17 protein-coding genes are annotated in these 18,570 nt (G+C 55.6%); 13 read left to right on the forward strand and 4 right to left on the reverse strand.

Going from position 1 to position 18,570, the window contains the following annotated elements; all coding sequences use genetic code 11:
• The first annotated feature begins 33 nt into the window (after window positions 1-33).
• From TR2A62_RS16950 to yghU, 5 genes are all read left to right on the forward strand, one after another.
• Window positions 34-525 (forward strand): tripartite tricarboxylate transporter TctB family protein, encoded by a 492-nt coding sequence (locus tag TR2A62_RS16950; RefSeq protein ID WP_009157847.1) that lies wholly within the window; start codon window positions 34-36, stop codon window positions 523-525.
• 1 nt (window position 526) lies between these two features.
• Window positions 527-2,047, forward strand: a complete 1,521-nt coding sequence (locus tag TR2A62_RS16955) for a tripartite tricarboxylate transporter permease (protein ID WP_009160762.1) — start codon at window positions 527-529, stop codon at window positions 2,045-2,047.
• Complete coding sequence (locus tag TR2A62_RS16960; RefSeq protein ID WP_009159243.1) at window positions 2,037-3,224, forward strand: CaiB/BaiF CoA-transferase family protein; 1,188 nt, start codon at window positions 2,037-2,039, stop codon at window positions 3,222-3,224. The genes TR2A62_RS16955 and TR2A62_RS16960 overlap by 11 nt, the downstream gene beginning before the upstream one ends.
• On the forward strand, window positions 3,221-3,988 hold the full coding sequence (locus tag TR2A62_RS16965; RefSeq protein WP_009158192.1) for a citryl-CoA lyase: 768 nt from the start codon (window positions 3,221-3,223) through the stop codon (window positions 3,986-3,988). Before TR2A62_RS16960 ends, TR2A62_RS16965 begins: the two co-directional genes overlap by 4 nt.
• Window positions 3,989-4,152: 164 nt before the next feature.
• On the forward strand, window positions 4,153-5,010 hold the full coding sequence (yghU, locus tag TR2A62_RS16970; RefSeq protein ID WP_009157994.1) for a glutathione-dependent disulfide-bond oxidoreductase: 858 nt from the start codon (window positions 4,153-4,155) through the stop codon (window positions 5,008-5,010).
• Between the two features lie 48 nt (window positions 5,011-5,058).
• Here the strand turns inward: yghU and TR2A62_RS16975 are convergent, their stop codons facing one another.
• Window positions 5,059-5,943: a LysR substrate-binding domain-containing protein gene (locus TR2A62_RS16975; protein ID WP_009160900.1), complete on the reverse strand. Its 885-nt coding sequence runs from the start codon at window positions 5,941-5,943 to the stop codon at window positions 5,059-5,061.
• A gap of 109 nt (window positions 5,944-6,052) precedes the next feature.
• On the opposite strand from TR2A62_RS16975, the gene katG reads away from it, so the two are divergent.
• Entirely contained in the window at window positions 6,053-8,257 is a 2,205-nt protein-coding gene (katG, locus tag TR2A62_RS16980; RefSeq protein ID WP_009159484.1) for a catalase/peroxidase HPI, read from the forward strand.
• Between the two features lie 201 nt (window positions 8,258-8,458).
• Here the strand turns inward: katG and TR2A62_RS16985 are convergent, their stop codons facing one another.
• The 3 genes from TR2A62_RS16985 to TR2A62_RS16995 all read right to left on the reverse strand — a co-directional run bounded on the left by TR2A62_RS16985 (window position 8,459) and on the right by TR2A62_RS16995 (window position 12,421).
• Complete coding sequence (locus TR2A62_RS16985; RefSeq protein ID WP_009158432.1) at window positions 8,459-9,247, reverse strand: lytic transglycosylase domain-containing protein; 789 nt, start codon at window positions 9,245-9,247, stop codon at window positions 8,459-8,461.
• 165 nt (window positions 9,248-9,412) lie between these two features.
• Window positions 9,413-11,125, reverse strand: a complete 1,713-nt coding sequence (gene metG, locus TR2A62_RS16990) for a methionine--tRNA ligase (protein ID WP_009157660.1) — start codon at window positions 11,123-11,125, stop codon at window positions 9,413-9,415.
• Window positions 11,126-11,188: 63 nt separating this feature from the next.
• Complete coding sequence (locus tag TR2A62_RS16995; RefSeq protein WP_009160146.1) at window positions 11,189-12,421, reverse strand: MFS transporter; 1,233 nt, start codon at window positions 12,419-12,421, stop codon at window positions 11,189-11,191.
• 129 nt (window positions 12,422-12,550) lie between these two features.
• Between TR2A62_RS16995 and TR2A62_RS17000 the strand changes: the two genes are divergently transcribed.
• The 7 genes from TR2A62_RS17000 to TR2A62_RS17030 all read left to right on the forward strand — a co-directional run bounded on the left by TR2A62_RS17000 (window position 12,551) and on the right by TR2A62_RS17030 (window position 18,565).
• Complete coding sequence (locus TR2A62_RS17000; protein WP_040820925.1) at window positions 12,551-13,594, forward strand: aldo/keto reductase; 1,044 nt, start codon at window positions 12,551-12,553, stop codon at window positions 13,592-13,594.
• 108 nt (window positions 13,595-13,702) lie between these two features.
• Entirely contained in the window at window positions 13,703-14,614 is a 912-nt protein-coding gene (locus tag TR2A62_RS17005) for a 3-keto-5-aminohexanoate cleavage protein (RefSeq protein ID WP_040820927.1), read from the forward strand.
• Complete coding sequence (locus tag TR2A62_RS17820; protein WP_009160338.1) at window positions 14,611-15,141, forward strand: lipocalin family protein; 531 nt, start codon at window positions 14,611-14,613, stop codon at window positions 15,139-15,141. The genes TR2A62_RS17005 and TR2A62_RS17820 overlap by 4 nt, the downstream gene beginning before the upstream one ends.
• Before the next feature lie 13 nt (window positions 15,142-15,154).
• A complete protein-coding gene (locus TR2A62_RS17015) occupies window positions 15,155-15,415 on the forward strand; it encodes a hypothetical protein (RefSeq protein ID WP_150103534.1) in 261 nt (86 codons plus the stop codon).
• On the forward strand, window positions 15,415-16,857 hold the full coding sequence (locus tag TR2A62_RS17020; RefSeq protein WP_009158252.1) for a carnitine 3-dehydrogenase: 1,443 nt from the start codon (window positions 15,415-15,417) through the stop codon (window positions 16,855-16,857). Before TR2A62_RS17015 ends, TR2A62_RS17020 begins: the two co-directional genes overlap by 1 nt.
• Entirely contained in the window at window positions 16,854-17,609 is a 756-nt protein-coding gene (locus TR2A62_RS17025) for an SDR family oxidoreductase (protein WP_009159047.1), read from the forward strand. Before TR2A62_RS17020 ends, TR2A62_RS17025 begins: the two co-directional genes overlap by 4 nt.
• Before the next feature lie 74 nt (window positions 17,610-17,683).
• On the forward strand, window positions 17,684-18,565 hold the full coding sequence (locus TR2A62_RS17030) for a fatty acid desaturase (RefSeq protein ID WP_040821720.1): 882 nt from the start codon (window positions 17,684-17,686) through the stop codon (window positions 18,563-18,565).
• The last annotated feature ends 5 nt before the right edge of the window (window positions 18,566-18,570 follow it).

Here is an 18,570-nt window from a genome sequence, read left to right on the forward strand (position 1 = left end):
GTTCGGGCGCGCCATTTTGGGAGGGGACAAAAAATGGCGATTGATCGCTGGATAGCCTTTGTGATCTTGCTGCTGTGCATCGCTTACGGATACGGCGCATTCTTTACTATGGACGGGCTTTTGCCGCCCATCATGAAACAACGCCCGATTTGGCCCTCTACCTTTCCAAAGGTCTTGGTTTGCGGTGGGATCGTCTTTTCGTTGGTCATTGTTTTGGGGCTAGAAAAAACGCCCGTCAAAGAGGACGCCGCGGACATCAATCTATCCCGTCTTGGCGACTATAAATTCGGACAAGCCTTTCTGCTTCTTGCGCTTATGGTGGCCTATGCGGTGCTGTTGCGCCCACTGGGTTTTCTCGCCTCAACGTTCTTATTCCTAACGGCCAGTAGCTTTATCCTAGGAGAGCGGCGCTATCTTTTGATGGTGATCGTTTCTGCGATTGCAGCTGGGTTCGTTTGGTATCTGGTGGACTCGGTTTTAGGAATTTTCCTGCGCCCGCTCCCCTTCTTTTTGATCGGAGGCTGAAATGCTCGACGGACTTCTCGTTGGTCTTCAGACCGCATTCACATTCACAAACATTTTGATGGTCATCGGTGGCTGCCTGATCGGTACATTTATTGGAATGTTGCCCGGTCTTGGCCCGATGTCGATCATCGCAATCATGATCCCCGTCGCCATCACGATTGGTGATCCATCGACGGCTCTTATCCTTTTGGCGGGCGTCTACTATGGCGCTGTCTTTGGCGGCTCGACCTCGTCGATCTTGATCAACGCGCCCGGAGTAGCATCAACCGTTGCGACCTCGTTTGATGGCTATCCAATGGCCCGCGCTGGGATGGCTGGCAAAGCGCTAACTATCGCTGCGATCTCATCGTTTGCGGGGGGCACAATTGGTGCGATTTTGCTTGCGATTTTTGCACCAGCGCTCGCCTCGGTCGCGCTGCTTTTCCACAGTTCTGAATATTTCGCGCTGATGGTTGTGGGCCTATCTGCCATCGCCGCGTTTGCTGGTACGGGGCAGGTGTCCAAGGCGCTATTGATGACCTTTGTCGGGTTGATGATGGCAACAGTGGGCGAGGGTGTTTTGTTCAACATGCCGCGCTTCACGATGGGTGTCATGGATCTGCAATCAGGCTTTGGCTTTATCACGCTTGCGATGGCCATGTTCGCCTTGCCCGAGGCGATCTACCTCGTTCTGGACCCTAGCCGTTCGAAAACAGGCGACGGAGATTCTGGCAAGATCAAAAACCTGCGCATTTCACGTCAAGAAGCCCGTTCCATTGCACCCGTCATTGGGCGCCAATCTCTTCAAGGTTTCTTTATCGGCGTTCTGCCTGGGGCAGGAGCGACGATCGCGTCCTTCCTCGGTTATGCAGTTGAACGCAACATCGCACCCAAAGAAGAACAAGCGCAGTTCGGCAAAGGCGCGCCAAAAGGCATTGCAGCACCTGAGGCCGCGAACAATGCGGCCTGCACCGGATCGTTCGTGCCGCTTTTGACCTTGGGTATCCCAGGGTCTGGCACGACTGCTATCTTGCTCGGTGCATTGATCGCCTTGAACGTCAGCCCCGGTCCGCGCTTGATGGTTGATGAGCCACAGATTTTCTGGGCAGTGATCATTTCGATGTACCTTGGCAATCTGGTACTTTTGATCCTGAACCTGCCGCTGATCCCGTACATCGCTAAGGTGCTCGCAGTTCCGCGCAACTACCTGATCCCGTTCATTCTGTTCTTCACATTGATGGGCGCATACATCGGACAAAACAACGCAACCGAGCTGCTATTCCTGGTTGGCTTTGGTGTCTGTGCGACGATGCTGCGGTTTGCGGATTATCCTCTCGCGCCGTTGCTGATCGGCTTCATTCTTGGGCCACTCCTCGAAAACAACTTCTCGCGGGCGATGCAGCTTTATGATGGTGTTGGCTTCATTTGGGAGCGTCCGATGACGCTGGCTTTGTTGATTTTGGCACTGATCCTTGTTGTGCTTCCTAGCTACCGCCAGCGCCGTGCACGTGTACGTGCTGAAGGTGTGGCAGATGGGGACTAGACCTCTCGAAGGTATTAGAATTCTTGATCTGACAAACGTATTGGCGGGCCCCTATTGCTGTTATCAGCTGGCATTGATGGGGGCCGACGTCATCAAAGTAGAACGCCCCGGATCCGGAGACTTAGCTCGGGTTCTGGGGGCCGACCCCGCGCGGAACAAAGCGCAAATGGGCATCAGTTTTCTAGCCCAGAACGCGGGTAAGAAGTCTGTTACGCTAGATCTAAAATCAGAGCGCGGGAAAGAGCTGCTCAAAGATTTGGTTCGCAAAGCCGATGTGTTGGTTGAGAATTTTAGACCCGGAGTTATGAAACGTCTGGGGCTGGACTACCCAGTGCTCAAATCGGTGAAACCTAGGCTGATCTACTGTGCGATTTCGGGTTTTGGACAAACCGGCCCACGCAAGGGCGATCCCGCCTACGATCAAATTGTACAGGGTGTGTCCGGCGTCATGTCGATCACAGGATCGCCCGACGATGCGCCATACCGCGTTGGCTATCCATTGGCCGATACGACGGGCGGCATGACCGCTGCCATGGCGATAGCGGCGGAACTCAACGCCAACCCTCGGGGTGCATTCTTGGATGTTTCCATGACGGATGCGGTGGTCTCGGCGATGGGTTGGGTGGTGTCGAACTACTTGATCGGGGGCGTCACACCGGCCGCCAATGGCAACGAGAACACAACGTCTGCGCCGTCGGGCACCTTTGCAACGGCAGATCAACCTCTCAACATCGCGGCAAATCGAGACGAGCAATGGGAAACCCTCGCGCGTCATTTGGGGCGTTCAGATCTCTTGGATGATCCAGACTATTTGACCCGCGAAAATCGCAAAACCAACCGCTACGCCCTACGCGCAGAGCTCGAAAAAACCCTGATCACAAAACCGGCCAGCGAGTGGGTCAAAGCATTGAATGCGATGGGCGTCCCTTCCGGTCCAGTTTTGACAGTGCCGCAGGTCCTTGATGACCCGCAACTGAAGGATCGCGGTATGATTGCGGACGTATCTATTGGGACGGAACAGGTCCAAGTTTCCGCAGCACCTGTGCTGGTCGACGGCGTAAGGCCCGCGCCAAAATCGCCGCCACCAACGTTGGGGCAACACAACGTGGAAATCTGGAGACAGGCCGGTTTGAGCGCAGATGAGATTTCAGCATTGCAGAACGAGGGCGTGATATGAGCGACGTTTCTGATTGGTGGCAAACATCGATTATCGACATGGAGCCGGGCCGGATCGAATTGCGAGGGCAGCCGATCCAAGACCTGATTGGTAATGTTGGATTTGCTGAAATGATCTGGCTGATGGTGCGTGGAGACAGGCCAACGCCAGACCAGTTGAGTTTGTTCGAGGCCGCTCTTGTCTCGGCGGTCGATCACGGCCCGCAAGCCCCTTCAATCGCTGCTGCAAGGATGGCTGTGACTTGTGGGTTGTCGCTGAATAACGCGATGGCCAGTGCCGTAAATATGTTGGGCGATGTTCACGGTGGCGCAGGCGAACAGGCGGTCGAGCTTTGTCATCACATTCAGGGTTTTGACGGAGATTTGGGGCAAGCCTTGGACGTTTGGATCGCCGACAATGGCAAAATCATCCCGGGCTTTGGGCATCGCTTTCACAAGCCAGTCGATCCACGTGCGCCAAGATTGATGGAAATGGTCCAAGAGGCGATGCAAGCCGGAGCATGCACCGGAGAGTTCAGCCAAATCGCACAGCACGTCGAGGCCGAGCTTGCCAACCGAAAACAAGAGCCAATTCCGATGAATGTCGATGGTGCCACCGCGGTCATCTATGCCGAATTGGGCTTTGCGCCACCGCTTGCCCGGGGCCTGTTTTGTATCTCAAGGTCCGTTGGAATTCTGGCGCATTCTTGGGAGCAAGTTCAACAAGGCGGACGGAACAAAGGGCCGACACCGCCCAAATACCGTTGGACGTTCACCAAAGACTAGAAGCGGTTCTCTGTTTGTCCGAAAAGGTTTGACCGAACAGCCTCGTTGCGAACGCGTGGCCCTTGAACAGTGCCTACCCAGACACAGCTATGTGACGATGCGGAAGGGCCATTGTTGTTCGCGCTTTAGCGACTAGGTGAGGTCTGAATGAATTGGAGTTCACTATGACCTATACCCCACCCAAAAAATGGACTTGGGACGCCGAAAGCGGCGGCAAGTTCGCGAGCATCAACCGCCCTATCGCTGGCCCAACCCACGACAAAGAACTTTCAGTGGGCAAGCACCCCCTTCAGCTTTATTCGTTGGCGACGCCGAACGGTGTCAAAGTCACTGTCATGCTAGAAGAGTTGCTCGCTGCAGGGCACACGGGGGCTGAATACGACGCTTGGTTGATCAACATCCAAGAGGGCGATCAGTTCTCAAGCGGGTTTGTTGACGTAAACCCCAACTCGAAAATTCCGGCGCTGCTGGACACGACGACAGGCACGCGCGTCTTCGAAAGCGGCGCAATCTTGTTGTATCTCGCCGAGAAATTCGGGGCGTTCTTGCCGACGGATCCAGCCGGTCGAACCGAAGCGTTGAACTGGCTGTTTTGGTTGCAAGGGTCGGCGCCATATTTGGGTGGTGGCTTTGGTCACTTCTACGCCTATGCGCCTGAAAAATTCGAATACCCGATCAACCGGTTTGCTATGGAAGCCAAACGCCATTTGGACGTTCTCGAACGGAACTTGTCCGAACGTCGGTATCTTGCTGGCGATGACTATACGATTGCGGATATCGCAACGGTTCCGTGGTATGGTGCGCTGGTCAAAGGGCTGGTATATGACGCCGCCGAATTCCTCGATGTTGCGAGGTATGAGAACGTGAACCGCTGGACGGACGACGTGATGGCGCGGCCTGCGTATAAACGCGGCAAGATCGTCAATCGGGCATGGGGCGAACCGCAAGAGCAATTGCATGAACGCCATGACTCCAGCGATTTCGAGACCAAGACCCAAGATAAGATCGCGCAAGACAGCTGATCATTTTCTAGGCGACTTTTGCGGCCCGTACATGATGTGCGGGCCGTTTTACGTTGCGCAGGCGCGGACGATGTTTGCCACCTCGCGAAGCTGATCTGTCAACGGGTTGGTCTTGCGCCAGATCATTCCAATCTGACGACTTGGTTTTGGAACCTTAAAGCGGGTCACCGATACATCCGCTGATCGGGTCTCCACTCCAATGGCCATTTCAGGCAACAGTGTTACGCCAATCCCCGCGCCAACCATCTGCACGAGGGTCGACAACGAACTGCCATCCAGTCCTTGCCACGGGCGCGCGGTTTGGAGATTGCAAAATGACAAGGCTTGGTCGCGAAAGCAGTGGCCTTCTTCTAGCAGCAGCAGCCGCATTTCACGCAGCTCATCGATGTTGGGGATCGGTGCGGTTGCGTCTTGTGCCGATCGGATCAGAACGAAGTCTTCTGAAAACAATGGCTCTTCGGCAAAGGCAGGTTCCGAGACTGGCAAAGCGACAATGGCAGTGTCGATACGCCCGTCTCCAAGCTCTTGGATCAGTTTTGGCGTCAGTGTCTCACGGACATGAAGATCAAGCTCGGGGTTCGCCTCGGTCAGACTGCGAATGATACGCGGCAGCAGGTAAGGCGCGATCGTCGGGATCACCCCAATCCGCAGCCGCCCCGTCAGTCCCGTTTCTGACGCACGCGCCATTTCCTCTAGCTCGTCGACCGATCGTAGGATGTCGCGAGCGCGCTGGGCAAAGATCTCACCAAAGGCGGTCAAACGCACTTGGCGTGGGCTTCTCTCGAAGAGTGGTGTGCCCAGCTTTTCCTCTAGCTCTTTGATCTGCATGGAGAGGGCGGGTTGTGAAATTGAACAGGCCTCGGCTGCATGTCCAAAATGTGCGTGCTGAGCCAAAGCCTCGAAGTAGCGGAAGTGTTTGAGTGTCAAATTCATGATAAGAAAAAATTATCACGACTATCAGAATATTCAACTTAAACTAATGGTCAGCGCTTGTTAGAATTATTCCAAAGTTACACAGACGATTCTGGATAGGAGCGATACGATGGACGGAGCCTTTGACGACAAGAAGGATGCAACCGCGGGCAAATGCCCAATCTTTGGCGGTGCGCAACGTGAGAAAGCGATTGGCAACGTGGCTAATCTTCATTGGTGGCCAAATCAGCTGAACCTCAAAGTACTGCACCAGAATACGCCTGCCAGCGATCCTATGTGCAATGAGTTCAATTATGCCGACGCGTTCAAAGGATTGGACCTTGAGGCTGTTCGCGACGATCTACGCGCTTTGATGACAGACAGTCAGGACTGGTGGCCTGCGGACTACGGCCACTACGGTCCGTTCTTTATCCGTATGGCGTGGCACAGCGCTGGCACATACCGCGTTGGTGATGGCCGTGGTGGTGCAGGTGCTGGCAACTTGCGTTTTGCGCCGCTTAACAGCTGGCCTGACAACGGCAACCTCGACAAAGCGCGTCGCCTGTTGTGGCCGATCAAGCAGAAATACGGCGCAGCGATTTCTTGGGCTGACCTGATGATCCTGACGGGCAACGTCGCGCTAGAAACGATGGGTTTTGAAACCTTTGGTTTTGCAGGCGGCCGCGAAGACATCTGGGAGCCAGAAGAAGACATCTATTGGGGTCCGGAAACAGAATGGCTCGACGATCAGCGTTATTCTGGTGACCGCGAGCTCGAGGGTGATCTAGGCGCCGTTCAGATGGGCCTGATCTATGTGAACCCAGAGGGGCCGAACGGCACCCCAGACCCACTTGGGTCAGCGCGTGACATCCGTGAAACCTTTGCTCGGATGGCGATGAACGACGAAGAGACAGTCGCATTGGCTGCGGGTGGTCACACCTTTGGCAAAGGCCACGGTGCGACAGTACCTGATGCCTACATGGGTGCAGAGCCAGAAGGTGCTAGCATCGAAGAACAGGGCCTAGGTTGGAAAAACAGCTATAAGTCCGGCAAAGGCATTGATGCGATCACATCCGGTCTCGAAGGCGCCTGGACGAGCAATCCGATCCAGTGGGATATGGGTTATTTTGATAACCTGTTGGGCTACGAATGGGAGCTGGGCAAAGGGTCGGGTGGTGCACACCAATGGTATCCAAAGGATGCAGCCGCTGACGGAACTGTTCCAGATGCGCATGATCCGAACCTGCGTCACAAGCCGACGATGTTCACAGCTGATATCGCGCTCAAGGAAGATCCAGAGTACCGCAAGATTTCTGAGCGGTTCCACAAGAACCCAGACCAATTTGCGGAAGCATTTGCAAAAGCTTGGTACAAACTGACACACCGTGACATGGGCCCTTATGTGCGTGGCTTAGGACCGCTTGTTCCAGCTGAGCCAGAGCTGTGGCAGGATCCGGTGCCAGTTGGCTCTGACGGTTCTTTGACCGATGCTCAAATTGCTGAACTAAAGACGGCATTGTTAGGGTCGGACCTCACAATCGCGCAGCTGGTCACAACAGCATGGGCCTCGGCTTCGACATTCCGTGGCTCGGATCGACGTGGCGGTGCCAATGGCGCGCGCATCCAGCTTGAACCAGCCAAGTCCTGGGAGGCCAACAACCCTGCAGAGCTTGCTAAGGTCTTGGACGTGCTCAGAGGTATTCGCGCGTCGTTCTCTGGTGATGTCTCGATGGCAGACCTCATTGTACTGGGTGGTACAGCAGCCGTAGAGCAGGCGGCCCTGAATGCGGGTGTCCAAGTCGGCGTGCCATTTACCCAAGGTCGGACCGACGCGACGCAAGAGCAGACTGATGTTCTGTCGTATTCGTATCTAGAGCCACGGGCTGATGGTTTCCGTAACTTTACCAAGGCGAGCGTGTCGCGTTCCCCGGTTGAGCTGATGATCGACAAGTCGCAACTGCTGACATTGACCGCTCCGGAAATGACGGTTCTGGTTGGCGGAATGCGCGCGCTTGGCGCGAATGCCGATGGGTCGGACACTGGTGTTCTGACCAAGACACCTGGCACACTCAGCAACGACTTCTTTGTCAATTTGCTGGACATGGAGACAGAATGGACGGCCACATCAAAGAACTCCTATGAGGCGCGCACGCGCACAACCGGTGGTGACGTGATGTGGACAGGAACTGCGGTGGATCTGGTGTTCGGATCAAACTCTGTTCTGCGTGCAATTGCCGAGGTCTATGGGTCAAACGATGCAAAAGAGAAGTTCGTGGCAGACTTTGTTACGGCATGGACCAAGGTGATGAACCTTGACCGTTTCGACCTAGTCTAAGTCAATAAATTCGAAAACGGGTCGCACCTGAACTGGGTGCAGCCCGTTTTTTTATGATAGGTCCAAATTTTAGGGCTGTGCGTGTGAATTGACTGAACGGTAGTTTCGCAATCAAATGGATCAGCAGGCGGTGACACACTTCCAAAATGAAGGTGCCACCGAGTTCTGCTTCGCGTTTTCCTCAGAGGTCGCGATCGGCCTTTAGCCAGCCATTTGGCCAGCCATGATAGCGATCGTTTTTTGATAGACGCCTGCCGCATTCCATTCTTGGATTACGCGGAAATTGGGTTGGCCCTCTTGATAGCCCTGACCGAGGCGCCACCCTTTTTGACGCAGGAAATTAGCTGTCGATGCTAGGCTGTCTGTCAGGTTGGTCAGATCAACACGACCGTCACCGTTGGCATCAACGCCGTAGCGCAGGGCGTTGCCAGGTAGGAATTGAGTGTGACCCAATTCGCCATGCATCGCCCCTTGGGTATTGGCAGCGAGCCCACCACCATCAACCAGTTTTAGCGCACCCAATGCGTGGCCAGAAAAGAACTCTGAGCGGCGACAGTCATAAGCCAGCGTCGTGATGGCAGAAACAACATTTGAGTCGCCCATAAAACGACCAAAGCCCGTTTCCATACCGTGGATCGCAACGATCACTTCTGCAGGCACGCCATAGCGGGCTTCAATGGCCCGATAAAAGCGGGGGTTCTGTGCAATTCGTTGGCGGCCTTGGCGGACAATTGTCGTCGCACCACGGATTTCCATAAATTTTTCCAGCGAGTAGCGAAAGCTCTTTTGATTGCGGTCTGCGGCGATTGTGCGGGTCGCATAGCGTGCCGAGGCCAGTGCATTTAGCCCCCGTTGGCCCACACCTTGGGCCGCAGCTTCTTGTGAAAATTGAGATTTCCAGCGATCAAATCCTGACGCGTCATTTCCGCACTGGGCGGCAATTGCTGGAGTCGCAAAAACTGCGGCGATAAAGGCAAGTGACTTAAGCATAACTATCCTCGTTAAAACTCCTTAACGAACGCTAGCACGTGGACCGTCACTGTCAAATAGCGCGCGGCTTACAGCTGGATTGGCTTGTAGCTATGGGACTGGATCACAAATTTTCGAATGTTTTCCACGCCCGTTTGTGGCCCAAGATGCCACTTGGTCCTTGGCCTATGCGCGGGTGCCAGAAAACCGTTCTTGCCAGTCTTCGCGCTCATCATCCGTGATTTTACGAAATGTCACCTCTGGCACGGCAAAGGCATGACCCGCAGGCAGGGCCGTCATCGCCGCTGCAACATCATCTGGCCATGCGTCATTGTCGGTCTGCATTGCCTGCATCAATTCAGCGCTGGCGTCAGGGATGAACGGGGCGGATAGCACGGCATAGACGCGGATCAAATTGAGAGCGAGGCGAATTTGCGCGGCGGCTTGTTCGGGGGCCGTTTTGAACGTGGACCAAGGTGCAACGGTTTGCAGGTATTCATTGCCAGCCACCCAAATCGCGCGCAATTCGTTCGCAGATTTGCGGATCTCCATCGCTTCCATGTAGCCTTCGTAGGCGCGGACGCGGGTCGTGATCTCTTGGATCAGGGACTCTTCCTCGGGGCCGTTTTTGCCGCCATCTGGGATCTCTTCAGAGAACTTAGAACGCGTGAACTTGGTGACGCGAGACACGAAATTTCCGAGTACATCGGCAAGGTCTTTGTTCACGCTGGCTTGGAAGTTCTCCCACGTAAACTCGCTGTCCGAATTCTCTGGTGCATGGCTCAACAGCCACCACCGCCAATAGTCTGACGGTAGAATTTCCAGCGCCTGATCCATGAACACACCGCGGCCGCGCGAGGTGCTGAATTGTCCGCCGTCATAGTTCAGATAGTTGAACGATTTGATGTAATCGACCAGTTTCCAAGGTTCATTCGAACCCATGATCGTCGCTGGGAACGACAATGTGTGGAATGGTACGTTGTCCTTGCCCATGAACTGGGTATAGCGCACATCGTCCGCACCTTTGTCGGTGCGCCACCAACGTTCCCAGTCGTCACCTTTGCCCGCTGCGACCCATTCTTGGGAACAGGCGATGTATTCGATGGGGGCATCAAACCAGACGTAAAAGACTTTGCCCTCCATACCGGGCCAATCGTCTGCACCCCGTTTGACAGGAACGCCCCAGTCGAGGTCACGGGTGATACCGCGGTCTTGCAATCCGTCACCGTCGTGCAGCCATTTCTTGGCGATAGACGTAGTCAGAATTGGCCAATCCTTTTTGGATGAAATCCAGTTGTCGAGCTGGTCTTTCACTTTGGATTGCTTGAGATGCAAATGCTTGGTTTCACGCGGCTCCAGTTCGGTTGATCCAGAAATCGTCGAATAGGGATTGATGAGATCGGCGGGGTCCAACTGCTTGGTGCAATTGTCGCACTGGTCCCCACGCGCGCTCTCAAAGCCGCAGTTAGGGCAGGTACCTTCGATATAGCGATCGGGTAGGAAGCGACCATCAGCGATAGAATAGACCTGAGTTTCGACAGTTTCCTCGATCAATCCTTCGTCGGCAAGACGTCCTGCGAAATGTTGGGTCAACGTGCGGTTCTCGTCGCTGGACGAGCGTCCGAAGTGATCGAATGACAGACGAAAGCCTTGGGCAATCTCGGCCTGCAAGGTCCACATTTCGGCGCAGTATTCAGCGACCGGTTTACCCGCTTTGGCTGCGGCTAGCTCGGCTGGGGTGCCGTGCTCGTCTGTGGCGCACAAGAACAGAACCTCGTTGCGCCGCGCGCGTTGAAAGCGGGCGAACAAATCCGCCGGCAACTGGCTGCCAACTAGGTTACCGAGATGTTTGATGCCGTTAATATACGGGATCGCTGAGGTGATCAGATGACGGGTCATGTTCTGTGCCTTGGCCTAGTGTTCGACTTGGTTTAGCCCAAGCCGCGCCCAAGTGCCATGCCTCTATCCTTTGTCTTTGTCACGCGCGCGTCGGGTCAGTCGCCCAATGATAAAGCTGGTACGCGGGACCCAGACATAGCGTGTCCGTTCGTTGACAGTTTCGCGAACCCGCATTCGTCCGAGACCAAAAATCACTAGGCCCACATGTCCGGTCGCAACGAATGCAAACAACGCAGGTGGCCCGAACCCTTCGATCAGGCGGGACGAGATATAGGGCGAGGCGATCGCGCCGATGGCGTACCAAAACATCAGAGCCGCGGAGAGTTCCACGCGCTGGTCGCTGTTGGCAAAGTCATGCGCGTGCGCGGCGGCAATCGAGTAGATGGGAAAGGTGGTGAATCCGAACATAAAGGCCGAAATCATAACAGTGTTGGTTCCCATATTTGAGGTGACCATCGTCACCGCGCATCCCCCGATTGATGCAACGGATACCCAAATCAGGACCCACCGCCGGTCGTATTTGTCAGCGAGCCAGCCCGCGGGGTATTGCGCGATTGCCCCACCCAGAACAAAGGCCGCGAGAAAGAAACCGATCTGATCTGCTGTCAGACCGACTTCTTGGCCGTAAACCGGTCCGATCATCCTGAAGGATGCCGCTGACATCGCTGCGACAATGACACCAGCCGCAGCCAGTGGAGACGCCGCAACCGCGGTCATTGGTCGAAGTTTGGTCGCCTTGGGGACCGCGGGCTGTTCGACCTTGGTCAGGGCTAGGGGCAAGAGTGACGCGCAGCACAGCAGCGTTAGAGTGTTATATGCAAGGTAGGTTTCGACATCCGCCAATGCACCGATCATCAATTGTGCGAACAGGCTGCCACCCATATCCACGAGGCGGTAGGTGCCCATTGCGCGGCCGCGTGTCTCGTTGGTGACTTTGGATTGGAGCCAGGCCTCGATCACAGTGTAGCAGCCGGCGATACAGATACCCGACCCGATCCGCATGACGCTCCAGGCGAGGGGGTCGAAGATCAACGTATGACCGATTAGGCCAATTGCGCCCATCGCTGAGAAGGTTGCAAAAGCGCGGGAATGCCCAACCGTCCCCATCAACCTTGGCGCCCACCAACATCCGATGAAAAAGCCGATAAAGTGGGCCGAGCCGAGGAAACCGACTTGGGCGCGCGTGAAATCATTTGCCAGCCCTGTTAATGCGTCGAGCGGGCCGACGCCTCCTGATGAGACCTGCAGCAACAGGACCGATAGGAACAACGCGGCAAATGAAATTATCATCCGCATGAGGTAGCCTTTCAAAGCTGACAATAGGCGCATCCTACTGCACCACAAGACCCGATATTCGGGATTTACTTGCAGTCGCGCCGAGGTTGGATAGTGTCGGTGAAACGTCCCCCCAATAGGAGCATGATGATGCAGATGAACGAACTCGGCCGCACCGGGATTATGGTGTCAGAATTGTGCCTCGGGACGATGACCTATGGTTCGCACAACACCGAGGCCGAGGGCCATCAACAGATGGATCGCGCGATTGCGGGGGGCATCAATTTCATCGACACCGCTGAAATGTATCCAGTGATGCCGATCTCGGCAGAAACTGTTGGCGACAGTGAACGCGTTGTTGGCAGTTGGCTAGCTCGTCGCGGTCGCCGTGATGATGTAGTCGTCGCGACCAAAGTCAGCGGCGACAATCCGGGGTGGGTTCGTGGCGGTGCCGGTTATGACGGCAAGACTATTCTAGAGACGGTTGATCAATCACTTGCTCGATTACAGACAGACTATATCGATCTGTATCAGCTGCACTGGCCAATCCGCGGTTCTTATATGTTCCGTCAAAACTGGACGTTTGATCCGTCTGGCCAAGAACGCGCCAAGACGATGGATCACATGCGTGACGTTCTCGACGCGATGGATACCGTCGTCAAAGCCGGCAAGGTTCGGTCTTTTGGTCTTTCTAACGAAAGCTGCTGGGGAACGTCGCAATGGTTGCGTCTGAGTGATGAATTGAATGCCCCGCGTGTGGCGTCAGTACAAAACGAATACTCTTTGCTGTGCCGTCTCTATGACACCGATATGGCCGAGATGAGCGTCAACGAAGATGTCGGCCTGTTGTCGTTCTCACCGCTTGCGACTGGGTTGCTCAGCCGGAAATATACAGAAACGAAAACGCCCAAAGGGTCACGTCGCGATATCACCGGCGACCTCAGTGGGCGTGTCACACCACAAGTTTGGCCAGCCGTGGCGGCTTACGAGGCAGTGGCAGACAAGCACGGGCTCGACATCAATCAGATGTCGCTTGCGTGGTGTCGGACCCGTCCGTTTATGTGCTCGGCGATCTTTGGATCAACTAAGATGGAACAGCTTGAGACCGCACTAGGATCGGTGGATGTTGTGTTGTCAGACGAGGTTTTGGCAGACATTGATGCAGCTCACCGCGCTCATCCGATGCCCTATTGAGGCGCGATGGAACGATGATGTCGTAAACGCGGCCTCATGTCGTAAACACGGTTTACGGATAGTTATAGAATCAGCAAAGACTGTCTGAACACATAGAGAGAGCATGACATGCCACTAGAGATGAACCGCGAAGTCTTTGTCACCGCAGCGATTACAGGATCGGGCAGCACCCAAGACAGAAGCCCGCATGTCCCGCGTTCGCCAGAACAGATTGCCAATAGCGCAATCGACGCGGCCAAGGCGGGTGCGGCGGTTGTGCACTGCCACGTCCGTGATCCCGAAACAGGTGTGCCGAGCCGCAAGCTGGATCTATACCGCGAGGTCACTGACCGCATTCGAGCGGCCGAGGTGGACGTTGTTCTAAACCTGACCGCGGGAATGGGCGGCGACATCGTGTTTGGTGGTGTCGAAAAGCCGTTTCCAACAGTTGACGGAACAGACCTCGTGGGGGCAACTGAACGGGTGGCTCACGTGGCAGAATGCCTGCCGGAGATTTGTACATTAGATTGCGGCACGATGAACTTTGCCGAGGCCGACTACGTCATGACCAACACCCCTGGTGCATTGGTCGCGATGGGGCGCATGATGACCGAGCTTGGTGTCAAACCCGAGATCGAAGCCTTTGACACCGGGCACCTTTGGTATGCGAAACAGTTGGTCAAGGACGGTGTCCTAGACAGCCCAGCATTGGTTCAATTGTGTATGGGGGTGCCTTGGGGCGCGCCCGATGATCTCAATACCTTTATGGCGATGGTTAACAATGTACCTGATGATTGGATGTTCTCGGCCTTTGGTCTGGGGCGTCACCAGATGCCCTATGTTGCGGCTTCGGTTCTTGCGGGCGGCAACGTGCGCGTCGGGCTCGAGGACAACTTGATGCTGGATCGCGGCGTGTTCGCAACGAATGCACAACTGGTTGAGCGGGCGGTCAACGTCGTTGAAAACCTAGGCGCCAAAGTCATTGGTCCAGAAGAGGTGCGGGCCAAGCTGGGCTTGACCAAGCGCGCGCCGCAGGGGTGAAACGTTTCGCCGCTCTGATCTTGGCACTAGCGGGGTGTTTGCCGACACAAGAAGCTGCGACCCCGTTGGGGCCTGCGACTTTGCCGCTGCGCAATCCGACCGCCCCGATCGCAAGCCAAGTCAACGTGGACCCGATTGAATTTGCGGGCTCGTGGCGTGTGTCGAGCGTGGCAGGCGCTGACTGGCTGGCTGCTGGTGCTACAGTGCAAGCAGCGGTCAGTGGGTTAAACATAGTGTTGACTGCGCCGCTGGCTGATTGCACTGGCGAGGCGTGCTTTACCCGCATTTCGATGCGCAACACTGCAGACGGACGCTGGGCAGTGGCCGAGGGTGCCAGCACATTTTCGGGCGAAATTTGGTTGTTATGGACCGATGTGGGTCGCAGAACTGTCGTGTTTGGCTCTCCCGAAGGAGACGTCTTGGTGCTGTTGGATAAAGCTTTGCCGATCTCGCCGGATCGGCGTGCGGCGGCACGGGACATTCTGCGCTGGTATGGCTATGATCTGAGTCGCCTCAGAGGGAATTGAAATGCAAAGACGAGTGAAATTTAGTGTGTTGGCCGTATGTGCGACTTTGGCTGGCTGTGACGAGGCGTCGATGGGCGCTTTGGGTGGCAGTGGCGGCGGTGGTCGTTCAGAGCAAATGGTTCTGGGGTCCAACATCAGCTTTGCCACATGCAAAGAACGCGGTGGTCTGATCATCCGTGATGCGAACACATCGATGGTGGCGTGCGATCCACGTGTGATCCGGCGCAACCAACCGACTGACGAAGAAGAATTTGTGAAAATCGAGGAAAGTTAATGGCTCCAAGAACGGCCGCCATCATCGGCGGGGGTGTAATCGGTGGTGGCTGGGCCGCCCGATTTCTGCTCATGGGTTGGGATGTTCGGGTCTTTGATCCCGATCCCGAAGCGACACGCAAAATCGACGAGGTGCTGTCGAATGCCCGCCGTTCTTTGCCCGGCTTGACCGATCAGGCAATGCCCGAAGAAGGGCGCCTGACATTTCACAAAACGATGTCCGACGCTGTCGATGGTGTTGTCTGGATTCAAGAGAGCGTGCCTGAACGGTTAGATCTCAAGTCCAAGGTCTACGCGACACTGCAGGAACATGCGCCGAAGGCTGCGATCATCGGATCGTCGACCAGCGGCTTTAAGCCCAGCGAGCTTCAGAACTGTGTTCCGAACCCTGCGCAAATTGTTGTCACCCATCCGTTTAATCCGGTCTATCTCTTGCCATTGGTCGAACTGGTGACCACCGACAAGAACCCGACCGATGTGATTGAGCGGGCCAAAGAGATCATCACCGGACTCGGTATGTTTCCACTGCACGTCAAAAAAGAGATTGATGCGCATATCGCCGATCGTTTCCTAGAAGCTGTCTGGCGCGAAGCGCTGTGGTTGATCAACGACGGGATTGCGACGACCGAAGAAATTGACAATGCGATCCGCTATGGCTTTGGCGTTCGTTGGGCGCAAATGGGGCTGTTTGAGACTTACCGCGTTGCTGGTGGCGAGGCGGGCATGAAGCACTTTATTGCGCAATTTGGCCCCTGCCTGGAATGGCCGTGGACCAAGCTGATGGATGTGCCCGAGCTGACAGACGAATTGGTTAACGAGATCGCAGATCAATCCGACGCGCAGTCTGGGCAATATTCGATCCGCGAACTCGAACGTATCCGTGACAACAACCTTGTTGCGATGATGCGTGCGCTCAAGGCGCAAGACTGGGGTGCGGGCGCACTGTTGAATGTGTCCGAGACGAAACCGGATGCGGGTGACACGACCCAATTGATCACAACGGTACGTCGTGCCGTGCCTTTGGATTGGACGGACTACAACGGTCACATGAACGAAGCACGATATTTGCAAGCCTTTGGTGACGCAACGGACCGGTTCATGGAGATCATTGGCTGCGACGCAGATTATATCGCCAGCGGCGGCAGCTATTTCACTGCCGAAACCCACATCCGCCACATCGACGAGGTCCACGCTGGGACCAAAATCCGTGTTGAAACCCAATGTTTGCTTGGCGAAGGCAAGAAGCTCCACCTCTTCCACCGGATGTTTGATGGCGACAGGTTGTTGGCGACCGGCGAACATATGTTGATCCACGTCAGTCTTGAAACCCGCAAGGCCAGAGCCCCAAGCGACGCCATCGCGGCGACTTTGGGGGCCATCGCGCAGGCACATGCAATGTTGCCAGTCCCCGATGGGGCCGGTGCGGCGGTGGGCAAACGATGAACCGTGTTTTGATCACCGCAGGCGCGTCGGGTATCGGTCTGGCGATGGGCCACGCATTCGACGCGGCAGGGTTCGATGTTTGGGTGACGGACGTTAACAGCGCGGCCCTAGAGGATGTCCCGGAAGCATGGACAGCGCTAGAAGCCGATGCTTCGGACGAAGAGGTCATGCGCGCTGTGTTTGACACGATCAAGGACGCTGGCGGGTTGGATGTTCTTTGTGCAAACGCTGGCATTGCTGGTCCAACGGCCGCCTTGGAAGACGTCGAGCTGGCTGATTGGCGGACCTGTGTTTCAATCAATCTCGAAGGAGCGTTTCTCGCGTCCAAGCTTGCCGCTCCGATGATGAAAGGAGCTGCACATGGCGCGATCATTTTCACGTCGTCCACTGCTGGCATCTATGGCTACCCAAACCGCGCTCCCTATGCTGCAGCGAAGTGGGCGATCATTGGATTGATGAAGACCGTCGCAATGGAGCTGGGCCCACACGGGATCCGCGCCAATGCGATTTGTCCGGGTGCGGTCGAAGGGCACCGCATGGAAGGCGTGCTCGAACGAGAAGCCGCTGCTAAGAACATGACCCGTGACGCGGTCTACGATGGCTACGCAGCTGGAACCTCGATGCGATCGTTCGTCGAGGCGCAAGACATCGCGAACATGGCGGTGTTTTTGGGCTCGCAAGCGGCGCGCATGGTCTCGGGGCAAGTCATCGCCGTGGATGGTCACACCGAGAACCCAGACCCCAAGGTTTAGGGGCGGTCAAAAGCGACATCGCTTTGGGCGTAAATGGCGCAGCCGGTCTGCACCTTTGCGGCTACACAGTCGGCATGGGAAAAGGATTACGGGAATGGCCGACGCTCTTGGCGTTGGTTCTGTGTTACGCCGCATGGATAGCGGCACTATGGTTGCTGCCAGCTTGGGTCGCCGTGCCTGCATTGGCAGTCATTCTCGCGTTTCATTCATCTCTTTCACACGAAGCCTTGCATGGGCATCCGTTCCCGTCTGAGTTTGCAAACTCGTTGGTGGTGTTTCCGGCGCTTGGTCTATGGGTCCCGTATTTGCGGTTCCGCGATACACATTTGGCGCACCACGAAGACAGCCGCCTGACGGACCCCTATGAAGATCCAGAAACCAACTATGTTTGCCCTCAGGTGTGGGCACGGCTGCCTCGTGCGTCACAGCGCCTGCTGGAATGGAACAACACGTTGTTGGGACGCTTGGTGATTGGTCCCGTTATCGGACAGATCATGTTCATGCGCGCCGATTGGAAAGATCGAGCTACGCCTGCGGTCTGGCGGGGATGGGCCGTGCATCTCTTGGCATTAGTTCCCGTTCTAATGTGCGTTTGGATCAGTGACACCAGCCTCTGGGCGTATGTGATCGCCAGCTACTTTGCACTTTCGCTATTGAAAATTCGCACATTTGCAGAGCACCTCGCTGCCGAGCATTTTGCCCACCGTACTGTCGTCATCGAAGATCGTGGCTGGCTCGCCTTTTTGTTTTTGAACAACAACTTGCACGTCGTTCATCACATGAAACCGGCGGTCCCTTGGTACGATCTTCCTGCCCTTTATGTATCAGACAGACAAAGATATCTGTCGCGCAATGGCGGGTATGTCTTTGCGAACTACCGCGCATTGTTTGCGTGCTATTTCCTGCGGGCCAAGGACCCCGTTGCGCACCCGCTCTGGCAACCGCCAACGGACTAGGGGAT

The sequence above is a fragment of the Thalassobium sp. R2A62 genome, from assembly GCF_000161835.1.
Taxonomy (GTDB): Bacteria; Pseudomonadota; Alphaproteobacteria; order Rhodobacterales; family Rhodobacteraceae; genus Thalassobium.